Origin of the sequence: Novacetimonas cocois, assembly GCF_003311635.1 — a bacterium.
Taxonomy (GTDB): Bacteria; Pseudomonadota; Alphaproteobacteria; order Acetobacterales; family Acetobacteraceae; genus Novacetimonas; species Novacetimonas cocois.
This window is the reverse complement of sequence record NZ_QEXL01000006.1, coordinates 91,961-110,999: the sequence shown is the minus strand read 5'-3', so window position 1 is coordinate 110,999 and position 19,039 is coordinate 91,961. Positions and strand designations below refer to the sequence as shown.

The following is a 19,039-nucleotide window of genomic DNA, read 5'->3' as shown; positions in this document are numbered from 1 at the left end:
ACATGACAGGATGGCACCACTCGCCCCGCTCCACGGTCCTTGCATGAAAAGCCTTCCCTTTCGTTTCCTGTCGTTCCTGATAGTGGTCTTGGGAACGGCAGGCCCGGCATGGGCGGAACCGTGCGCCTCCATGGGGCCGGGCAATCGCCTGCCGGCCCTGACCAACGAAAAGCTGAGTGCGCAGACGCGTCTGCTGTGCAATAGCGCGTTCGTGGTCCTGTATTCGGGTGTTGCGCGCGACCCGATCTGGTCGGCCGAACACCTGACGGCCAGTGTCATACGACAGGCACAGGCCACGCCCCGGCGCGGGGAATTCCAGCCCGATGAGCGCCTGCCCGCCAATGCGCGCGCCGAACTGTCGGATTATGTCCATTCGGGATATGACCGCGGGCATATGTCCCCCTCTGGCGACATGCCGGATGACGCCACGCAGGAAGAAAGCTTTCGCCTGTCGAACGTCGTGCCGCAGACGGCCGCGCTCAACCGTGGACGGTGGGAAGAAATCGAAAGCGCCGTGCGCCGCCTGACCCTGCGCGATGGCGAAGTTTATGTCGTGACCGGCCCGGCATTCCATACGCGCCGCCTTTCCACCATCGGAAGCGACCGGGTTCTGGTTCCGACATCGACGTGGAAAGCGGTCTATGACCCGCGCCAGCAGGTGGCGGGCGTTTATGTCTGCCGCAACGCAGTGCGCACGCCCGCCTGCCATCGCGTCACGATCGCGACCCTGATCGAAACGGTGGGGGTTGATCCGTTCCCGGCACTGCCACCCGCGCTGAAACAGACCTATATCACCCTGCCCATACGGACCGTCTGGCATGGATCATCGCGGCGATCATCACGACGCCATGCGCATCGTCGCCGGACCCGGCATTACCGTCATATATGAGAAACTGTTTGAGAAAGAATGTTCCGTAATAGCCTGAAGCCATAAAAATCCCTGGCGAAGCCTGTTGCAGATGGTGTCATGAGGACATCGCCTTTTTGAAAAAAGGCGACACCCAGAAACTTCTGTCATTTTCATCAACAGAGTATTTTCAGGCAGCTTTTATGGTTCTGACACCCGAGCGTGGAGATTGCAGACATGAAACAGGCCTCACATCCGGCCATCGTTCCCTTTGCCGATGACAGCGCGTCATGCACACTTGACGGGATCACCATTGAAAACGGCACCGACAGCATCGCCTTTTATGGACAGACGGACCTGACCCGCGACAAGGCCGGGCTACGCCGGGCGCAGGACCTGCTGACGTTCCTGCAGTCCGTCGTGGACAGGCTGCAATCCACGCCGGACCTGCCCACCGCCATCAAGCCGGCGCCACGCAAGGCAGGCAAGGTGGACAACCCGTTCATGTAAAAGGCTGCCTGAACCCCGACAACACCCAAAAATCATAAAAGTTTTTGGTAAAGCTTTTTTCAAAAAGCTTTGAACACCGCTGCCACTTTAAAAAATCCCCCGGAAACTTCTGTTGTTTTTTATCAGCAGAGTGTTTTCAGACAACATCCCAAGCTGCATGCACAAGGGGCACGAACAACCTGTTCATGAAAGCCCGGCAAAGGGCCGATGCGGCAGGAGGGTATGCGTTTTCACAACTACCCGGATACCGGGTCTGGAAAATGGCCGGAAAACACGAACGGGGCGGACCGCATGCGGCCCACCCCGTCGTGATAATCGCCTGACCTTTGGCATCTTCCCGACATGTGCCGGAAAAGATGCCGCAGGATATGCAATCAGCGCTTGCTGAACTGGAAGGAACGACGTGCCTTGGCGCGGCCGTACTTCTTGCGTTCGACAACACGCGGATCGCGCGTCAGGAAGCCCGCGGCCTTCAGGATGCCACGCAGGGCCGGTTCGTAATGCGTCAGCGCACGGCTGATGCCGTGACGGACCGCACCCGCCTGACCCGACAGGCCACCGCCGGTCACGGTGCAGTAAACGTCGAACTGGTTATAGCGATCGGCAACCAGGAACGGCTGCGTGATCAGCATGCGCAGGACGGGACGGGCGAAATAGGTGCCGACCGGACGGCCGTTGACGATGATGTCGCCCTTGCCCGGCTTGATCCACACGCGTGCCGCGGCGTCCTTGCGACGACCCGTGGCATAGGAACGGCCCTGCGCGTCGCGCTTGGCTTCGTAAACGGGGGCCGCGTTCTCGGTAGATTCGATCTGACCCGACGCGACTGCTCCCTGCAGATCGGCCAGCGTGCCTGTACGTTCTTGGGTTTCAGACATGGAGATCAGGCCCCGTTCTTGTTGCTGGAAACGGAATTCTTGCGGTTCAGCGCCGCAACGTCGAGAACCTGCGGCTTCTGCCCTTCGTGGGGATGCTCGCTGCCTGCATAGACATACAGGTGCTTCATCTGCGCGCGCTGCAGCGGACCGCGGGTGATCATGCGCTCGACAGCCTTGCGCACGACATGGCCGGGGTTCTTGCCTTCGAGGCGCTGGGTGATCGTGCGCTGCTTGATACCGCCGGGATAGCCCGTGTGGTAATGGAACAGCTTCTGCGCCACCTTGTTGCCGGTCAGGCGGACCTTCTCGGCGTTGATGATGACGATGTTGTCGCCACAATCAACATGGGGGGTGAACTGCGGCTTGTGCTTGCCGCGCAGGCGCTGTGCGACGATGGCCGCCAGCCGGCCCAGGACCAGACCTTCGGCGTCGATCAGGGTCCAGCCCCGTGTCACCTCGGCAGGTTTCAGGGAAAGTGTGGTCTTCATGGATTCAGTGTTCCGTCTTGATATGAGCGGTAACGGGTGGCGCGTTATCATCCGGACGCAACACGAACGTCAAGAGGACAATGCGATTTTCCGGCGCTTTTCCGCAGAAAATCGTCATGTGGTAACATGATACCACAATATTTGACGCCAGAAGATTGCCCCGCCCCCTGTGAATGATATAGCTGACATGCAAGAGATCACTGTGGACACCGCGCTCGTGAAGAAAATATTTCCCGCCTTACCGATGGTCGCACTTGTCCTTGTGGTGGGCAGCTGGGGCCTCCATCACTTCGCCCAGCGCAGGCTGGAGGCCGGCATCGCGGACTTCCGCGCCGCCATCGGGCCGAACGCCAGCTTCAGCTACGCGACTGCGAAACCCCGCACCCTTGCGCGCGGCGCCCGCTTTACCTCCGTCACCTATCATAATCCCGTCATGACGCTGACGGCCGCCAACGTGCGGCTGGGTGGCATGAAGGGAAACAACGTCCAGGGGGAAAAGATCGGCAGCCTAATCCTGCAGAAGGTGCAGGTCATGGCATGGGGCAATACCTTCTCCCTCGACGAGGTGGACCTGTCTGACCTGACCCTGCCCAATGGCGCGCGGCCCGTCGATAACGCGCCCCAGTCGCTGGGCTTCGATTCGCTGGTGCTGGGTGAAGGGGTCTTCACCAACTTCCACCTCGCCGCCCCCGCCACGCAGACCGACATGACCGTGGCCCACATGCGCGTGGACCATTACGGGCTGGGACAGGCATCGCACCTCGACCTCGACCATCTGGCAACGCAGATCAACCTTACGCCCACGCGCCGCATCACGGTGGACCATCTTGAGCTTGATGGCCCGGATTTCGCCGGACAGGTCGCAAGCCTGATCCAGTCGGGCCATCTGGTGCATGAGACGCACCCCTACAGGGTGGACCTGAAAAAGGGCGTGATCGAAAGCTCCCACCCGCTGCTGCAGGTGGACCGCCTTGTCTCGTCGCGCACTTCGACCGAGGTCGAGGACAAGATGGATTCGCGCCTGACCAATCTTGCGATCTGGTCCACGGGAACGGACAGCATCTCGCTCCTCAATGCTTTCGGCTATGACCATTTCATGGGGAACGTGCATGTGGTGAGCGCGGGCGACCGCAGCGCGGGGCACCTGCGGCTGGAACCCATGACGGTGGAGTCGCCGGACATGGGCAACCTGACGGTGATCGCGGAACTGGACCAGATTCCCTTTGACGACATGCTGGTGGTGCCCGAAACCGCGCGCGTCGTCTCGGCGGCCATCACGTGGGAAGATCGCTCGCTGGCCAGCCATGTGATCGAAGCCCTTGCCCGCAGCCGCGAGACGCCGGTGGATGCCTACCGCCAGACGCTGCTCGCCAGCCTGTCTGCTTCCGATGACGCCTCGATGCGCGCGCTGGGCCGTTTCCTGCAATCCCCTGCGGATCATCCGCTTCAGCTGGCGCTGCGCCCGATGAAGCCGGTCAACCTGATGATGATCGGCGTCGCCCTGTCGATGGCCAGCGACCCGTCCATCGCCGCCCCGCTGGGTCTTACGATTTCAACGCCCTGATTCAACGCCCTGAGGCTTTCACATCATGATGGCGCCCTGATGTCCGTGTCCCCCGTCCCTGCCATGCAGGGGCCGGTGCATGTCATCGGGGCGTCAGGCCGCTCGGGCCGGGCGCTGTGCATGGCGCTGCATCAGGATGGCATTGCGTTTGTCCCACTGGTGCGTGATCTCGGCCGGTGGCGTGCGACGGGCCTGCCGGGACAGGCACGGCGAATCGAGCTTACCTCCACCGACGGCACGCTGGCTGCGGCACTGCGCGACGCGCGACGGATCGTTTCCACCGCGCATGCCCGTCATGTCGCGGCCATCGTGGCGGCCGCCCCGCCCGGGGCCTCGCTGGTCTGTCTGGGCAGCACGCGGATGTTCACCCGCTGGCCCGATGCGCATGGGCGTGACGTGGCGCAGGGACAGCAGGCGCTGCTGTCGTCGGGTCGCAACGGCGTCATGCTCCACCCGACCATGATTTACGGCGCGCAGGGGGAAAACAACATCCAGCGCCTGCTGGGCCTGATCCGGCGCCTGCCTGTCCTGCCGCTGCCTTCGGGCGGGCGGGCGCTGGTGCAGCCAATCTTTCAGGGGGATGTCGCGCGCGCGATCATGGCGGCGCTGGCGCGCGAATGGCGCGGGGGACATACGCTGGTGATTGCGGGCGGGCAGGCCGTTCCCTATCGCGTGCTTGCCACCCTTGTCGCGCGTCATGCCGGGCTGCGTCCGCGCCCGGTCGTCAACGTGCCGGCGCCGCTGCTGATGGGGCTGAGCCGCCTGATGCCGCCCCTGCCTGGCCTGCCCCGCGTCACCCCGGCGGAAATCCGCCGTCTGGGAGAGGACAAGGCCTTCGACATTGCCCCGATGCGCGCGGCACTCGGCTTTACGCCCCTTACGCCCGATGAAGGACTCGGCAGGTTCCTGACCGCATTGCGCGCAGAGACGCAACCCGCGCGGACATGACGGCGCGGCACCTGATTTCGATTGGGAAATTTCAGAGGGAAATGATGGGGCGAATGACGGGGCTCGAACCCGCGACATCCAAGACCACAACCTGGCGCTCTACCAACTGAGCTACATCCGCCGCAACGAGGGGTGATTTAGAGGCTCTGATGCACGACGTCAATAACCCTTTTCCCGCCGCGCGGCGTTTGGTGTCCCGCCCCCGTCCTCATCCCCTCAGATCATCCACGCGGGCCAGTCGGCTGACCGCCTCGGCAATGACTTCGGGCCGCTTGCAAAACGCAAAGCGCACGAGGGTACGCGGGCCGGGGCCGCCGTCAGGGTCATAGAAGGCGGAGACGGGAATGGCCGTCACCCGCAGCCGGCGCGTCATCGCCTCGCAGAACGCGACATCGTCGCCCGCGAATCCCAGCCCCGCGAAATCGGCAATGACGAAATAGCTGCCATCGCAGGGCAGGACCTCGAAGCCGGCACTGCGAAGCCCCCGGGTCAGCATGTCACGCGACTGCCGCATGCTTTCGGAAAGCTGGAGGAAATAGTCGCTGTCCTTTTCCAGCCCGATGGCGACGGCGCGCTGCAGGTTTGGCGCGACCGTAAAGGTCAAAAGCTGGTGCGCCTTTGCCACCAGTGCCGCCAGCGGCGCGGGCGCGGTGACATAGCCGACCTTCCAGCCCGTCATCGAAAAACTCTTTCCCGCGCTGCCGATGCGGATGGTGCGCGCCTTCATGCCCGGCAGGGACATCAGCGCGACATGGCGCACCGGGGCGAATGTCAGGTGCTCGTACACCTCGTCGCAGACGGCATAGACATCATGGCGGACCATCAGATCGGCGATGAATTCCAGTTCCGCGCGGGTAAAGACCTTGCCGGTGGGATTCATGGGGGTGTTGAGCAGGATCGCCTTGGTCTTCGGGCCGACCGCCGCCGCCAGTTCCGCGCGCGGCAGCGACCAGTGCGGCGGCAGCAGGCGCACCGGGCGCGCGACCGCGCCCAGCATGCGCAGCACCGGCAGGTAGGTGTCGTAAAGCGGTTCGAACACGACCACCTCATCCCCCGGATTGACCAGGGCCATCAGCGAGGCCGTGATCGCCTCGGTCGCGCCGCAGGTCACCACGACCTCCGTCGCGGGGTCGACCTCTATCCCGCAGAACCGCGCGTTGGCCGACGCCACCGCCATGCGCAGTTCCGGCACGCCCGTCAGCGGCGGGTACTGGTTGCGCCCGTCACGCAGGGCCGCGGCCGCCGCGTCGATCAGGTCGGCCGGCCCTTCGGTATCGGGAAATCCCTGTCCCAGATTGACGGCGTCATATTCCACCGCCAGCGCCGACATTACGGAAAAAATGGTCGTCGGCAGGGCCGACAGCATCGCATTCGCGGGTTTCATACCTGACATCCTGTCCAGGGGCGCCAATAACGCCGGGCTTGCGATTTTTGGCATATCATCCGATTGCCTGAAATCCCAACCCGTGCAAACCTGTAGCGGAAAAGAAGCTGAAACGGCATCTGCGTCCGTTCCCGCAGGAATACGATCCGGTACCGGAATGCCGCCGGTCCGCCAGACTGGAGATTGACGACGCGGCATGAAAAAGATCGAGGCCATCATCAAACCCTTCAAGCTTGATGAAGTGAAGGAAGCCCTTCATGAAATCGGCCTGATGGGCATTACCGTGACCGAAGCCAAGGGGTTCGGCCGGCAGAAGGGTCATACCGAGCTGTATCGTGGCGCCGAATACATCGTCGATTTCCTTCCCAAGGTGAAGCTTGAAATCGTGTGTTCGAACGATCTGGCCGACCGCGCGATCGAGGCCATCATCGCCGCCGCCCGCACGGGCCGCATCGGCGATGGCAAGATCTTCGTCTCCCCGGTGGAAGACGTAATCCGTATCCGTACCGGCGAACATGGCGAGGATGCCGTCTGACATGGCCTGTCCCGTCCAGCGGGACGGTACGGTCCCCTCGACACGGCCATTCCTTTTCCGTAACCGTTTCGGTATCCGCATCATCCTTGCGGGACCGTTCACCACAGGCAGGTAGAGAACAATGCCAAAAAAAGCATCGGGTACCCCTTCTTCCCCGACATCAGGGGTGTCTGCTGAAGCCATCGCCAAGGTCTTCAGCCTGATCAAGGAAAACGCCGTGGAGATGGTGGACCTGCGTTTCACCGACCCGCGCGGCAAGTGGCATCACACGACGCAGTATGTCTCCACCATCGAGGAAGACACCTTCCGCGAGGGATTCATGTTCGACGGTTCGTCCATCGCCGGGTGGAAGGCCATCAACGAAAGCGACATGATCCTGCTGCCCGACCCCGCCACGGCGGTCATGGACCCGTTCTCGGCCAAGCCGCAGCTCATCCTGATCTGCGACATCGTCGAACCCTCCACCGGGCAGTTCTACAACCGTGACCCCCGCGCCACGGCGAAGCTGGCGGAACATTACCTGAAGTCCACCGGCCTGGGCGATACGGCGTTCTTTGGCCCGGAAGCCGAATTCTTCATCTTCGACAGCGTGCGTTTCGGCACGGGTCCGAACTTCGGCAAGTACGAACTTGAAAGCATGGAAGGCCCCGGCGCCTCGCTCAAGGACTATCCCGAAGGCAACATGGGCCATCGCCCGGGCGTCAAGGGTGGCTATTTCCCGGTCCCCCCCGTCGACAGCGAAAGCGACCTGCGCGCCGAAATGCTGACCACGATGGGCGAGATGGGCCTGCCGATCGAAAAGCACCACCACGAGGTCGCGCAGTCGCAGCATGAGCTGGGCACCAAGTTCGCCACCCTGGTGCAGTCCGCCGATTTCATGCAGATTTACAAGTACTGCGTGCACAACGTCGCCCATTCCTATGGCAAGACGGCGACCTTCATGCCCAAGCCGATCTATGGCGACAACGGATCGGGCATGCATGTCCACCAGTCGATCTGGAAGGCGGGCAAGCCGACCTTTGCCGGCAATGGCTATGCCGACCTGTCGGACGAGGCGCTGTACTACATCGGCGGCATCATCAAGCACGCCAAGGCGCTGAACGCGTTCACCAACCCGTCCACCAACTCCTACAAGCGCCTGATCCCCGGATTCGAAGCGCCCGTGCTGCTCGCCTATTCCGCGCGCAACCGTTCGGCGTCGTGTCGCATCCCCTACGCCACCAGCCCGAAGGCCAAGCGCGTCGAAGTCCGCTTCCCCGACCCGACCGCGAACCCCTACCTTGCGTTCTCGGCCATGCTGATGGCGGGTCTGGACGGCATCAAGAACAAGATCCATCCGGGCGACGCGATGGACAAGGATCTGTACGACCTTCCCCCCGAAGAGCTGAAGCAGATCCCGACCGTGTGCGGATCGCTGCGTGAAGCGCTGACGGCGCTGGAAGCGGACCACGAGTTCCTGCTGGCCGGTGGCGTGTTCACCAAGGACCAGATCGAAAGCTACTGCGCGATCAAGTGGGAAGAAGTGTTCAAGTTCGAACACACCCCGCATCCCGCCGAGTTCGAGATGTACTACTCGGTCTGAGGACCGCGCGTTCCGCATTCCCTGCGGCACGACATGGCAAGGCATCGGGATCATGCGATCCCGGTGCCTTTTTTGATCTTCCGATTTTCATGCGCCGATGCCCGAACCCCGCTTCGGGCGCGACGTTGCTCAGGACGGCACCGCACGCCATGCACGCAGACATGTCATCGGGACGCCGCATGATCGGGGCATGATATTACGCCACGATGTGTTATCGACGGGGTTACGCCACCTTGCCCGGAATACCGACGAAAGGATGATCATGAACCCCACCCTGCCGGTCATGATGCAGGCCGTCACCTATGCCGATCCCGGCACCCCCGATGTCATGACCCTCAGCGACGTGCCCGTTCCCGCCCCGAAGGAGGGGGAAGTGCTGGTGCGCGTGATGGCGGCGGGCGTCAACCGCCCCGACATCATGCAGCGCCAGGGGCTGTATCCCTCGCCACCGGGGGCAAGCCCGATCCTGGGGCTGGAAATCGCGGGCGCGGTCGTCGCCCGTGGCCCCGGCATCCCTGATGATGCCTTCCCCGCCCTGGGCGCGCGTGTCTGCGCCCTGTCCAATGGCGGGGGATATGCCCAGTACTGCACCGTTCCCGCCGGGCAGTGCCTGCCGTGGCCGACGGGGTTCGATGCCCTGCACGCGGCCGCCCTGCCAGAGACGTTCTTTACTGTCTGGTCCAACATCTTCATGACCGCGTCCATGCGCGCGGGGGATCGTGTCCTGATCCATGGCGGCAGCAGCGGCATCGGCACGGTCGCGATCCAGCTGGTGCGCCAGATGGGCGGCATTGCCTATGTCACCGCCGGCACCCCCGAAAAGACCGAGCTCTGCACCGCCATCGGCGCGGACGCGGCGATCAATTACCGGACGGAGGATTTCGTCGCCCGCATTGCCGAACTGACCGATGGCAAGGGGGTGAACATCATCCTTGACATGATCGGCGGTTCCTATCTGGAGCGCAACCTGAAGTGCCTTGCGCCGGAAGGGCGGCTGGTGATCATCGCGCTGCAGGGTGGCGCGCGGGCTGAAAATGTCGGTCTGGCGCGGATCATGACGCGACGCCTGGTGGTGACCGGCACGACGCTGCGCCCACGCAGCAGCGCCTACAAGGCGGAAATCGCAAGACAGCTGGAACAGCATGTATGGCCACTTCTGGAAAAAAAGGCCGTCCGTCCGCTCATCCATGCCACCTTCCCCCTTGCGCGGGTCGTGGATGCCCATAAGCTGATGGAAAATGGGACGCATTCGGGGAAAATCCTCCTGAATCTCCAGACATCTTGAATCCAGGGACAAGGTAATCGCGGTGCTGCTGAATGTGATTGAACGGGGGCCGGAGGAAGCATCCACGCGGGATGCGGGCCGACCACCGGTTGTCCTGCTGCACGGGCTGTTCGGACGGGCACGCAACCTTGGCTTTTTCCAGCGGCGCCTGGCGCGCACGCGCCGCACGCTGGCGATCGACCTGCGCAATCATGGTGCAAGCCCGCACGGGCTGATGGATTACAACGTGATGTCCGCCGACCTTCTGGAAACGCTGGGCCATCACGACGCCCTGCCCGCGACGCTGGTGGGACATTCCATGGGCGGCAAGGTCGCGATGACGCTGGCGCTGATGCATCCGGGCATGGTGCACAGCCTGCTGGTCGCGGACATTCCGCCCGCACGTACCGGCCACGGGCAGTTCGGGCTGGGCGAACAGATGCTCCACGTGCCCTTTCCCCCTTTCCTCAACCGGGCGGGGGCCGACCTGCTGCTGCAGCATTACATTCCCAATGCCGACGTGCGCGCGCTGATGCTGCAGAACATCCGGGTGGGGGAAAACCCCGACTGGTGCATCGGCCTGCGCGAAATCGTGGAATCGATGCCCAATGTCGAAAGCTGGCCCTACATCCCCGAGGGCTACAGCTATCCGGGGCCGACGCTGTTCCTTGCGGGGGAGAATTCCCCCTATATCCGGGCGGAACATTTCACGACGATGCGCCGCCTGTTTCCCAACCACCGGCTTGAACTGATCGAAAAGGCCGGGCACTGGCTGCATGTCGAAAACCCCGACCGCTTCGCCGAACTTCTGGAACGCTTCGTCGAACGCTACTGACACAACGCTACCGACACGGGAAAAGACACGCGGCCACATGTTGTATCGCTCTTGACATCGTGACCCGTCCCCGCAGTTATGCTGGCAAGCCGGGACAGGTAATGGCACGATAGTGGCGGCAACCTGTCTTGCGATCACAGCAGCCACCCCAAGGCGGAGAAACGCGCCCTTTCATGTCGGTGACACTCAGTCCTTCTTCCCGGTACCGCCATGCCGTGGAACCCGTACTGATCCCGCGCGGGGACGAGCCGGTCCGCCCCGCGCCGCCTGTCACGCCATCGCGGTCCCATACCCGTCAGGACGAACGGCTTGAATCGCCCGACCTTGTTCCCCGTCCCCCCGGCTATCGCGGGCTGCGTCCCGTTACCTCGGGACTGATCCGTCCCGACACGCTGGAGGAACCGGGGGCCGGCAAGGCCGCCGCCATCTCCATCGCGCTGCATACCGCGCTGCTGTGCGCCATCCTCATCAGTTCCGCGCACCACAATCCCCACGGCGATCCGTCCTCCTCTTCCGAATCCCCGCAGGTGGAGATGGTATTCTCCCCCCCGTCATCCAGCGGGATGCAGGGACAGTCCTCCCCCGACATGGCCGGGGGTGCCGACGCGCCGCGCAAGGAAAGCCAGCACAGCACGACGGAAAGCACCCCGACCCCCAAGGAACAGAGCGAGGATTCCTCCCCCTCGCCCAACGTCCCGACGCCGGAAACCCCGTCATCGCCGCCGCTGACGCAGGCCCCCTCCGACCTGTCGGTGCCGCAGTCGACGGAACAGAAGCAGTTCAATCCGGGCATGCAGAGCCCCGGCCATTCGACGCATGCGGCGCAGCAGCCGCGCCATCATGCCTCCAGCCAGTCGCATTCGTCGCTGCAGTCGCCGATGGACCTGTCATTCGCGCCATCGCCGCTGCCGCACCGCAGCCGCCATGGCCGCGCGGGCGGTTCCGGCTCGCCCATCGATCTGTCCGTCGGGCCGCTGGTCAGCAACGGGAAGATCAATTCCCCCTATTCCACCAACACGCAGATTCATGGCGTCAGCGACGATTACGCCTCCGAACTGGATCAGTGGATCCGCAGCCACATGTACTACCCCGAAGAGGCCGCCCGCGCGGGCGAGGAAGGGCCGTCATCGGTGCATGTCGTGCTGGACCGCAATGGACAGGTGGCGAAGGTGCGCCTGACGGGGCAGTCGGGATCGTACTACCTTGACGCCGCGACGGTGGGGATGTTCCGCAATGCGCAGCTGCCGCCCGTGCCGCCGGACATGGCCGGGGACCATTTCGATATCGACCTTACGATCAACTATATCCTGATCCGCCACTGACCGGCCTGCCGCGCCGGTAAGGAAATCCCGGACGGGCGCGGCAGCCCCGTGCCGTGTTAGTTGATTGTTTTTTCCGCCCTCTTCATAGTTTCCCCACCAGAGCAAGGGGAAGCGCCATGACACCGACGACAAAGCGCCTGCTGGAAGAGGTCGGGACGGATTTCGAATCCTTTGACGACGCCGATGCGGCGGTGGCACGGATTACCGACCTGTACGACACGGCGGCACACCTGCTGCGCAAGGCCTTTGCGACACGCGATACGCGCCATCTGGCACAGGGGGTGTATCCCTACCTCGCGTTCGTTCAGGAAAGCGGGCTGCCTGCCGACATGCCGCGCCCCCCTTTCGACATTGTCCTTGAATCCGGATTTTACGGCACGACCCTGACGCACCCGGCGCTGTTTCGCGAGTACTGGCGCGAACAGATCGATATCCTGCTGCGCCATTACCGCCAGCCCGTGCTGGTGGGACGGTCGCGGCGGCCCATTCCGCTGTCCTATGTGATGGAAGATGCCGTCACCTCCCTGACGGAGGCGGACATGGCATGGCTGCAGCAGCATTTCGCGCTGCCGGACCTGTGGATGACCGACGATTCCATCGCCAACTGCGAACAGGTGCCACGTCCCGGCACGCCGCGCCCGCTGGCGCTGTTCACGGCGGAACGCACCGATTATTCGCTGGCGCGGCTGCATCATTACACGGGCACGGCCCCGGGGCATTTCCAGCGTTTCATCCTGCTGACGAATTACCAGCGCTATGTCGATGCCTTTCGCGAATATGGCCATGCGCAGGTCGACAAAGGCGACGAATACGATGCCTTTGTCGAACCGGGAAGCACGATCCACCGCAGGGGGGCATCCCCCCGCCCGCAGGGCAGCGCGGGCAGCCTGCCGCAGATGCCGGCCTATCACCTGTGCCGCCCGGACGGGGATGGCATCACGCTGGTCAATATCGGGGTGGGACCGGCCAACGCCAAGACGATTACCGACCACCTCGCCGTCCTGCGGCCGCACTGCTGGCTGATGGTGGGACACTGTGCCGGGCTGCGCCGGACGCAGCGGCTGGGCGATTATGTGCTGGCCCACGGGTATCTGCGCGATGACAACGTCCTGGACGAGGACCTGCCGCCATGGGTCCCGGTTCCCCCCATCGCGGAGGTGCAGACAGCCCTGCAGGAGGTGGCCGAACGGGTGACGGGACTGCATGATGCGGAGCTCAAGACCCGGCTGCGCACCGGCACGGTCATGACCACCGACAACCGCAACTGGGAACTGCGGCTGGAGGCACTGTTCACCCGCATCAACATGACCCGCGCCATCGCGGTAGACATGGAATCGGCCACCATCGCGGCCAACGGTTTCCGTTTCCGCGTCCCCTACGGCACGCTGCTGTGCGTTTCGGACAAGCCCCTGCATGGGGAGGTGAAGCTGCGTGGCATGGCCAACGCCTTTTATCGCGAACGCGTGCGCCAGCATCTGATTGTCGGGATCGAGACCATGCGCCAGCTGCGGGCGCAGGGCGTGGGCCGGCTGCATTCGCGCAAGCTGCGGGGTTTTTACGAACCGGCCTTTCGCTGATGGACGTGTCCGCAATCACCATCCGCCGTCTGGACGGGCGGAACGCCGCGTGCTTTCGCGTCCTGCGGCTGACGGCGTTTCGCACCCAGCCCCCGCGAATTCCGCTACAATGTGGATGACGAAGCCCGGCAGGACATCACCCATGTCGCCCCTGCCTGCCGCGCGCAGGGGATGGCGGACGGCTGACATCCGCGCGACAGGGCTGTCCCCACGCCATCAGAAATCGGGACGCGTCTGCGCCAGATGCCCACCCAGCCGCAACGGGGCCATGCGCATGGCAAGGCCGGTCGCGTCATCGGTTTCCACCATCATGCCCGCGATGCTGGCATCGCCTTCCGCCGGTTGCAGGCGTTCGCCCGGCATCTTGCGCACGAACCGCGCGATGGCGGCATCCTTGCCCATGCCGATCACGCTGTCATAATCGCCGCACATCCCCGCATCGGTCTGAAACGCCGTTCCATTGGGGAAGATGCGATGATCGGCGGTTGGCGTGTGGGTATGCGTCCCGATCACCAGCGACACGCGACCGTCGCAGATGTGGCCCATGGCCCATTTCTCGCTCGTCGCCTCAGCATGGATATCGACCACGATGGCCTGCACCGTCACCCCCAGCCGATGGCGCGACAGGATGTCCGACACCGCGCGGAACGGATCGTCCATCGCATCCATGAACTGCCGCCCCATGACGCTGATGACCAGCGCCCTGCGCCCGTTGACCAGTTCCACCACCACGCTGCCCTGTCCGGGCGTGCCGGGGGGATAGTTCGCGGGACGGATGATGCGGGGTTCGGCATCGATATGCCCGATCATGTCGCGCCGGTCCCAGCTGTGATTGCCCAGCGTGATGACATCGGCGCCCGCCGCGAACAGGTCACGGCCGATGGCCGGGGACAGGCCAAAGCCGTGGCTGGCATTTTCCCCGTTCACCACCACCAGATCCAGCGACAGCTCGTTACGCAATCCCGGCAGGCGGTCAATCACCGCCTCGCGGCCGACGCGGCCGACAATGTCGCCCAGAAACAGTATCCTCAAAAAACCCGACCTTCCTCTTTACCCGCGCAGGGGCGCATCACCATGACACGCGATCCGTTCGCGCTCCGTCACAACGCCCGACAGCGGCACGTCATGCGGGCCCATGGGAATGTGCGCGACCTCCTGCGTGGCGAGACCATAGCCGATCGCAATCGCATGGGGCAGCCGCGCAAGCGTGCGATCGTAATATCCCCCCCCGTATCCCAGCCGGCCGCCCCGCCTGTCAAAGGCCAGCAGCGGCACGAACACCATGTCGGGCCGGTGGGCATGCCCGTCGGGATGCCATGTCGCGAATCGGCCGTTGCACATCGTCACGTCAGGGTGCCAGTGATGGAACGACAGCGGCTGCCCCCGTGGCGGCGTAAAGGGCAGCAGGACGCGATAGCCACGGTGGTGAAGGGGCATGAAAACCGGCCGCAGGTCGATTTCCCCCGGCAATGGCCAGACCAGGGCGATCGCACTGCCAACCGGGACCTGATCCACACAGGCAAGGATGCCCGCGCGCAGGGCATGTTCCCCGGCCGCCGTGAGCGGGGTATTTTCCCGTCGTGCCCGGCATTGCCGCCGCAGTTCGGCCTTGGCCCGCGCCAGAGCGGGCGAATCGGAATCAGGGGATATCGTCATGAATTACGGAGCCACCATGACCGTTGGTCTTATCAGCCCTCCCGGACCTGCAGGTGCAGGTGGGCGCCAGGTAACGTGACCACGGTCACGACAGTGCCAGCTCCCTTAGGAAGTGCTTATCGGCCCAGGGGTTGAATGTTGCCTGACGCGTCCGGCAGCCCCGCACCTGTTATCTAGTCACGTTCGAGGGCGGCTGCAATGTTTTCCGCACGTTCCACCAGATGCGCCAGCTGATCGCGACGCCGCTCGTTCTCGACGCGGGCCTGACGGCCCTGCGCCAGCTGGTGGGCGGTGTCGGCGGACATCTTTTCCGCCGTCAGGTCATGGATCTCGTCCGCCATCAGCAGCGCCGCCAGCGCCAGCAGCCGTCCCTCGCCGCTGTGACCGCCCAGCGCGCGGATACGGTCGATTCGCCGCTCCACTTCCTGCGCCATCGCCTGCAGGTGCTGTTCCTGCCCTTCCTCGCATCCGACGGTATAGGAATATCCGTTGATGCGTACCGTCACCTGTCCCATCGTCATTCGCCCCTTACATCCGCGATCACGGCTGCCGGTTCCCCGTCATCCAGAAGATCGCGCACCCTGGCGATCAGGACATCAATATTTGCCGCCAGCGCCTGAAGGTCCACCTCCGGCGTGGAAGAAGACGGCGGCAGCGACGGCCACGTTCCCTGTTCGCGGCATTCGATGGCAAAGGCGATACGCGTCAGCGCCTGTTCCAGCCGGTCCGCCGGGTCAATCGTCCCCTCATGCGCGGATGCTTCCTGCCCCGTCTGCGTTGTGTCAGTATTGGACACGTTCATCCTTATTTCCTGCCATGGTCCCTTGCAAACTGATCGCCCGGTGGCGTCTGAACGTCAAGCATGATCGATAATCATGACATTTTTGCGCTTCCGCGTCATTTCGTCGTCATTTCCACCCCGGCGGAGATGGAAATGGTATGCACCGCGCTGAAGGCCCGGCCCGGCAGTTCCTGCGCACTGGTATCAGAACCCGATGCCGGCTGCTTCATGGGGGTCGCATGGTGGAAGGCGCTGACGGCGCGGACCGGCATGCCCGCCTTCCTTGATTGCGGCATGGCGGCGGCCCGCGCGGCCGAAGGGCTTCGTGCGGGGCTGGGGGGCGTCATTGTCGAACCCGCCTGCACACAGCACGACGCGCTGGTCCGGCTGGCACGGATGACCGGGGCGACATGCCTGCGGGGCCGTCCGGACGCGCATGTCATCGCGGGTCCCAACCCGGCAGATGCGTTGCAGCGATACCTGCGATCCCACCCCGCAGGCTGAACGGCGCATCGTCATCGTCTTCAAATGCAGGGCCTGCCACGACCGAACGCCTGCACAACATAATCCGGCCTCCCCTGCCCAAGGTCCCGGTCCTGCCGGGCACGATCATTGATGTTCCCAGATCGCCTGCGAAAAAGGGCGTTTGAAAACCACTGACTGATGAAAATTAACAAAAGTCTTCGGGTGCCGTCCCGTTCCAAAAGGCGGCGTCCGGCAAGGCTTTTATGCAGAAAACTTCGCCAGAAACTTTCCCATGACACGCACCACGGTTCGGTGACGAACTGTGAAACAGTCCCGACCCATGCGCCATGGGGACTGTTTCCGATGATGGATGTGCGTCATATGATCGACTTACCATGACCGATTGCCAGCTTTATCTTGTCACGCCCGAGTCGCTCGATCCCGACGCATTCGCGCCCCTGCTGGCGCGCGCGCTTGACGCCGGGCCGGTGGCGGCGGTGCAACTGCGGCTCAAGAACGTCCCCGACGATACGATCCGCCGCGCCATCGACGCGCTGCGTCCGGTCGCGCATGAACGCGACGTCGCCTTCATCCTCAATGACCGTCCCGACCTTGCCCGCTCCACCGGCTGCGATGGCGCGCATGTCGGCATGGATGACATGACGGTGGAAGAGGCACGGCGCATCCTTGGCGACGACCTGCAGCTTGGCGTCTCATGCTATGACAGCCGCGACATGGCGATGCGCGCGGGCGAAGGCGGAGCGGATTACGTGGCGTTCGGCGCATTCTTCCCTTCCGTATCAAAGGAAACATCCGTCCGGGCGGGAACCGACCTGCTGACATGGTGGAGCGGCATGATGGAGCTGCCGGTCGTCGCGATCGGGGGAATCACGCCAGACAACTGCGCGCCGCTGGTCCGTGCGGGGGCTGATTTCCTGGCGGTCATCAGCGCGGTATGGTCACATCCCGATGGCCCCGACGCGGGCGTGCGGGCGATGAACGCCGCGATGGACGCCGCAGCCGATTCGGTTGGCTGAACCCGGCAGGCAGCCTTTTTTCATTCCATTGGGCCCTGGAGACTGTTTGAAAAAGCAGGCCGGGTAATGCCCTGATAATTAGTAAGAGTTTTTGGTGAAGCTTTTTGCAAAAGCTTCTGATGACGTCGCCTTTTTGAAAAAAGGCGACACCCAAAAACTTTTATCAACATTTTCCAACCTTCTATTTTCAAACAATTCCTTTCATTCCGGCAGCCACAATATATCGCTGATGCGCCGTGTTCCGGCCGCCAGCATCACCAGACGGTCAAGGCCAAGCGCGATCCCCGCGCAGGGCGGCAGGGCATCCAGCGCCGCGAGAAACGCATGGTCCATCGGCCATGCCGCATCCGGGTCGTTTGCATACAGCTCCGCACGGCGGGCACGATCGGCGACGAAACGCGCCTCCTGCTCCGCCCGATCGGTCAGTTCCTCGAACGCGTTGGCCAGTTCTATCCCGTCAGCATACAGTTCGAAGCGCAATGCCACGCGCGGATCATGTGGATCACGACGGGCAAGGGCCGCCTGACTGGCGGGCCAGTGCGTCAGGAAGGTGGGACGCCGACGCCCGATATGCGGCTCGACCCGTTCCATCAGCAGGCGAAAGAACAGGTCCTCCCAGCTTTCACCCGGTCGCAGGTCACACCCGGCGGCATGCGCCAGCGCGGCCGCGTCATCGCCCGTCGCCAGCAGGTCAACGCCTGCGTACCGCCCGAATGCCTCCGCCATCGTCAGGCGCTCGAATGGCGGGGCGATTTCGACCTGCGTCCCCTGCACCACAGGCGGCAGCGTCGCGCGCAGCAGGGCCTCCGTCTCGTCCATCAGATCCGAAAGGCGGCTTCCCGGACGGTACCATTCCAGCATCGTGAATTCATGCGCGTGCAGGCGGCTGCCCTCCGCATTGCGCCACACGCGCGCCATCTGGAACACCGGCAGTCCCGTCGCCGCGACGATGCGCTTCATCGCGAATTCAGGGCTTGTGTGCAAAAACAGCGGACGCGTCTGACCATCGGGGCTGTGCTGCTCGGTGCGGAACACCTTCAGGTGCACTTCCTCCCCCGGCGTGGGCACGGCATAGGGGGTTTCGACCTCCAGATAGCCACGCGCCTCGAAAAACGCGCGTATGGCGCGGATGACCAGCCCACGCCGCCGCAACAACGCAAGGCGTTCGGCAATGCAGGCGGGGTCGTGGCCCGCATGTGCCGGTGCCGGGCCGGAAGATTCGTTTCCGGAAGATTCGTTCATGGACGCGCAACTCCGGTTGCAGGGAAAACCGGCGCGCAGTACAGCGCGGCAGGAGGATCGCAGGTCAACCCCTGCGACCCGCCGACTTCCCTTTTTGCCGTCCTGCTTCATCCCCGCGTCACGG

Annotated in this window: 20 protein-coding genes, 1 tRNA gene and 1 other RNA gene; 12 read left to right on the top strand and 10 right to left on the bottom strand. The window is 63.6% G+C overall.

Features of this window, described 5'->3' with window-relative positions; all coding sequences use genetic code 11:
* Positions 1-43: 43 nt before the first annotated feature.
* Positions 44-889 (top strand): DNA/RNA non-specific endonuclease, encoded by an 846-nt coding sequence (locus tag NJLHNGOC_RS05915; RefSeq protein WP_113595546.1) that lies wholly within the window; start codon positions 44-46, stop codon positions 887-889.
* 195 nt (positions 890-1,084) lie between these two features.
* Positions 1,085-1,357, top strand: coding sequence for a hypothetical protein (locus NJLHNGOC_RS05910; RefSeq protein WP_113595611.1), 273 nt, complete (start codon positions 1,085-1,087; stop codon positions 1,355-1,357).
* 374 nt (positions 1,358-1,731) lie between these two features.
* On the opposite strand, the gene rpsI is transcribed toward NJLHNGOC_RS05910, so the two are convergent.
* Together rpsI and rplM are read right to left on the bottom strand one after the other, a co-directional pair.
* A complete protein-coding gene (gene rpsI / locus NJLHNGOC_RS05905; protein ID WP_113595545.1) occupies positions 1,732-2,235 on the bottom strand; it encodes a 30S ribosomal protein S9 in 504 nt (167 codons plus the stop codon).
* 5 nt (positions 2,236-2,240) lie between these two features.
* Positions 2,241-2,723: a 50S ribosomal protein L13 gene (rplM, locus tag NJLHNGOC_RS05900; protein ID WP_110527817.1), complete on the bottom strand. Its 483-nt coding sequence runs from the start codon at positions 2,721-2,723 to the stop codon at positions 2,241-2,243.
* A 187-nt stretch (positions 2,724-2,910) separates the two neighbouring features.
* Here rplM and NJLHNGOC_RS05895 point away from each other — a divergent pair, with 187 nt between their 5' ends.
* Together NJLHNGOC_RS05895 and NJLHNGOC_RS05890 are read left to right on the top strand one after the other, a co-directional pair.
* Entirely contained in the window at positions 2,911-4,287 is a 1,377-nt protein-coding gene (locus NJLHNGOC_RS05895; RefSeq protein ID WP_239021363.1) for a hypothetical protein, read from the top strand.
* A 39-nt stretch (positions 4,288-4,326) separates the two neighbouring features.
* Positions 4,327-5,235 (top strand): NAD(P)H-binding protein, encoded by a 909-nt coding sequence (locus NJLHNGOC_RS05890; RefSeq protein WP_239021362.1) that lies wholly within the window; start codon positions 4,327-4,329, stop codon positions 5,233-5,235.
* A 45-nt stretch (positions 5,236-5,280) separates the two neighbouring features.
* On the opposite strand, the gene NJLHNGOC_RS05885 is transcribed toward NJLHNGOC_RS05890, so the two are convergent.
* Together NJLHNGOC_RS05885 and NJLHNGOC_RS05880 are read right to left on the bottom strand one after the other, a co-directional pair.
* A tRNA-His gene (locus NJLHNGOC_RS05885) sits at positions 5,281-5,356 on the bottom strand.
* 87 nt (positions 5,357-5,443) lie between these two features.
* Entirely contained in the window at positions 5,444-6,619 is a 1,176-nt protein-coding gene (locus tag NJLHNGOC_RS05880; protein WP_113595544.1) for an aminotransferase, read from the bottom strand.
* A gap of 196 nt (positions 6,620-6,815) precedes the next feature.
* On the opposite strand from NJLHNGOC_RS05880, the gene NJLHNGOC_RS05875 reads away from it, so the two are divergent.
* From NJLHNGOC_RS05875 to NJLHNGOC_RS05850, 6 genes are all read left to right on the top strand, one after another.
* Positions 6,816-7,154 carry a P-II family nitrogen regulator gene (locus NJLHNGOC_RS05875; RefSeq protein WP_110527826.1) on the top strand — a complete coding sequence of 113 codons (339 nt, stop codon included), beginning with the start codon at positions 6,816-6,818 and terminating at the stop codon, positions 7,152-7,154.
* Positions 7,155-7,275: 121 nt separating this feature from the next.
* Positions 7,276-8,736: a type I glutamate--ammonia ligase gene (gene glnA, locus NJLHNGOC_RS05870; protein ID WP_113595543.1), complete on the top strand. Its 1,461-nt coding sequence runs from the start codon at positions 7,276-7,278 to the stop codon at positions 8,734-8,736.
* A gap of 262 nt (positions 8,737-8,998) precedes the next feature.
* The gene (locus NJLHNGOC_RS05865) at positions 8,999-10,021 is read left to right on the top strand and encodes an NAD(P)H-quinone oxidoreductase (RefSeq protein WP_206059721.1); all 1,023 of its coding nucleotides are present in this window, start codon (positions 8,999-9,001) and stop codon (positions 10,019-10,021) included.
* Positions 10,022-10,043: 22 nt separating this feature from the next.
* The gene (locus NJLHNGOC_RS05860) at positions 10,044-10,835 is read left to right on the top strand and encodes an alpha/beta fold hydrolase (RefSeq protein ID WP_110560577.1); all 792 of its coding nucleotides are present in this window, start codon (positions 10,044-10,046) and stop codon (positions 10,833-10,835) included.
* A 173-nt stretch (positions 10,836-11,008) separates the two neighbouring features.
* Positions 11,009-12,157, top strand: coding sequence for an energy transducer TonB (locus NJLHNGOC_RS05855; RefSeq protein ID WP_113595542.1), 1,149 nt, complete (start codon positions 11,009-11,011; stop codon positions 12,155-12,157).
* A 116-nt stretch (positions 12,158-12,273) separates the two neighbouring features.
* A complete protein-coding gene (locus NJLHNGOC_RS05850) occupies positions 12,274-13,734 on the top strand; it encodes an AMP nucleosidase (protein ID WP_113595541.1) in 1,461 nt (486 codons plus the stop codon).
* Between the two features lie 216 nt (positions 13,735-13,950).
* Here the strand turns inward: NJLHNGOC_RS05850 and NJLHNGOC_RS05845 are convergent, their stop codons facing one another.
* The 5 genes from NJLHNGOC_RS05845 to NJLHNGOC_RS05825 form a co-directional block, all read right to left on the bottom strand.
* A complete protein-coding gene (locus NJLHNGOC_RS05845) occupies positions 13,951-14,766 on the bottom strand; it encodes a TIGR00282 family metallophosphoesterase (RefSeq protein ID WP_113595540.1) in 816 nt (271 codons plus the stop codon).
* Positions 14,767-14,784: 18 nt separating this feature from the next.
* A complete protein-coding gene (locus tag NJLHNGOC_RS05840) occupies positions 14,785-15,390 on the bottom strand; it encodes a 5-formyltetrahydrofolate cyclo-ligase (protein ID WP_113595539.1) in 606 nt (201 codons plus the stop codon).
* A gap of 4 nt (positions 15,391-15,394) precedes the next feature.
* Positions 15,395-15,554, bottom strand: a non-coding RNA gene (gene ssrS / locus NJLHNGOC_RS05835) — 6S RNA.
* A 9-nt stretch (positions 15,555-15,563) separates the two neighbouring features.
* The gene (locus NJLHNGOC_RS05830) at positions 15,564-15,905 is read right to left on the bottom strand and encodes a cell division protein ZapA (RefSeq protein ID WP_113595538.1); all 342 of its coding nucleotides are present in this window, start codon (positions 15,903-15,905) and stop codon (positions 15,564-15,566) included.
* A 2-nt stretch (positions 15,906-15,907) separates the two neighbouring features.
* The gene (locus tag NJLHNGOC_RS05825) at positions 15,908-16,192 is read right to left on the bottom strand and encodes a hypothetical protein (protein WP_113595537.1); all 285 of its coding nucleotides are present in this window, start codon (positions 16,190-16,192) and stop codon (positions 15,908-15,910) included.
* 60 nt (positions 16,193-16,252) lie between these two features.
* Between NJLHNGOC_RS05825 and NJLHNGOC_RS05820 the strand changes: the two genes are divergently transcribed.
* Together NJLHNGOC_RS05820 and thiE are read left to right on the top strand one after the other, a co-directional pair.
* Complete coding sequence (locus NJLHNGOC_RS05820) at positions 16,253-16,675, top strand: hypothetical protein (protein ID WP_113595536.1); 423 nt, start codon at positions 16,253-16,255, stop codon at positions 16,673-16,675.
* Positions 16,676-17,031: 356 nt separating this feature from the next.
* Positions 17,032-17,673 (top strand): thiamine phosphate synthase, encoded by a 642-nt coding sequence (gene thiE, locus NJLHNGOC_RS05815; RefSeq protein WP_113595535.1) that lies wholly within the window; start codon positions 17,032-17,034, stop codon positions 17,671-17,673.
* Between the two features lie 201 nt (positions 17,674-17,874).
* On the opposite strand, the gene epmA is transcribed toward thiE, so the two are convergent.
* Complete coding sequence (gene epmA / locus NJLHNGOC_RS05810; RefSeq protein ID WP_113595534.1) at positions 17,875-18,915, bottom strand: EF-P lysine aminoacylase EpmA; 1,041 nt, start codon at positions 18,913-18,915, stop codon at positions 17,875-17,877.
* Positions 18,916-19,039 lie beyond the last annotated feature (124 nt).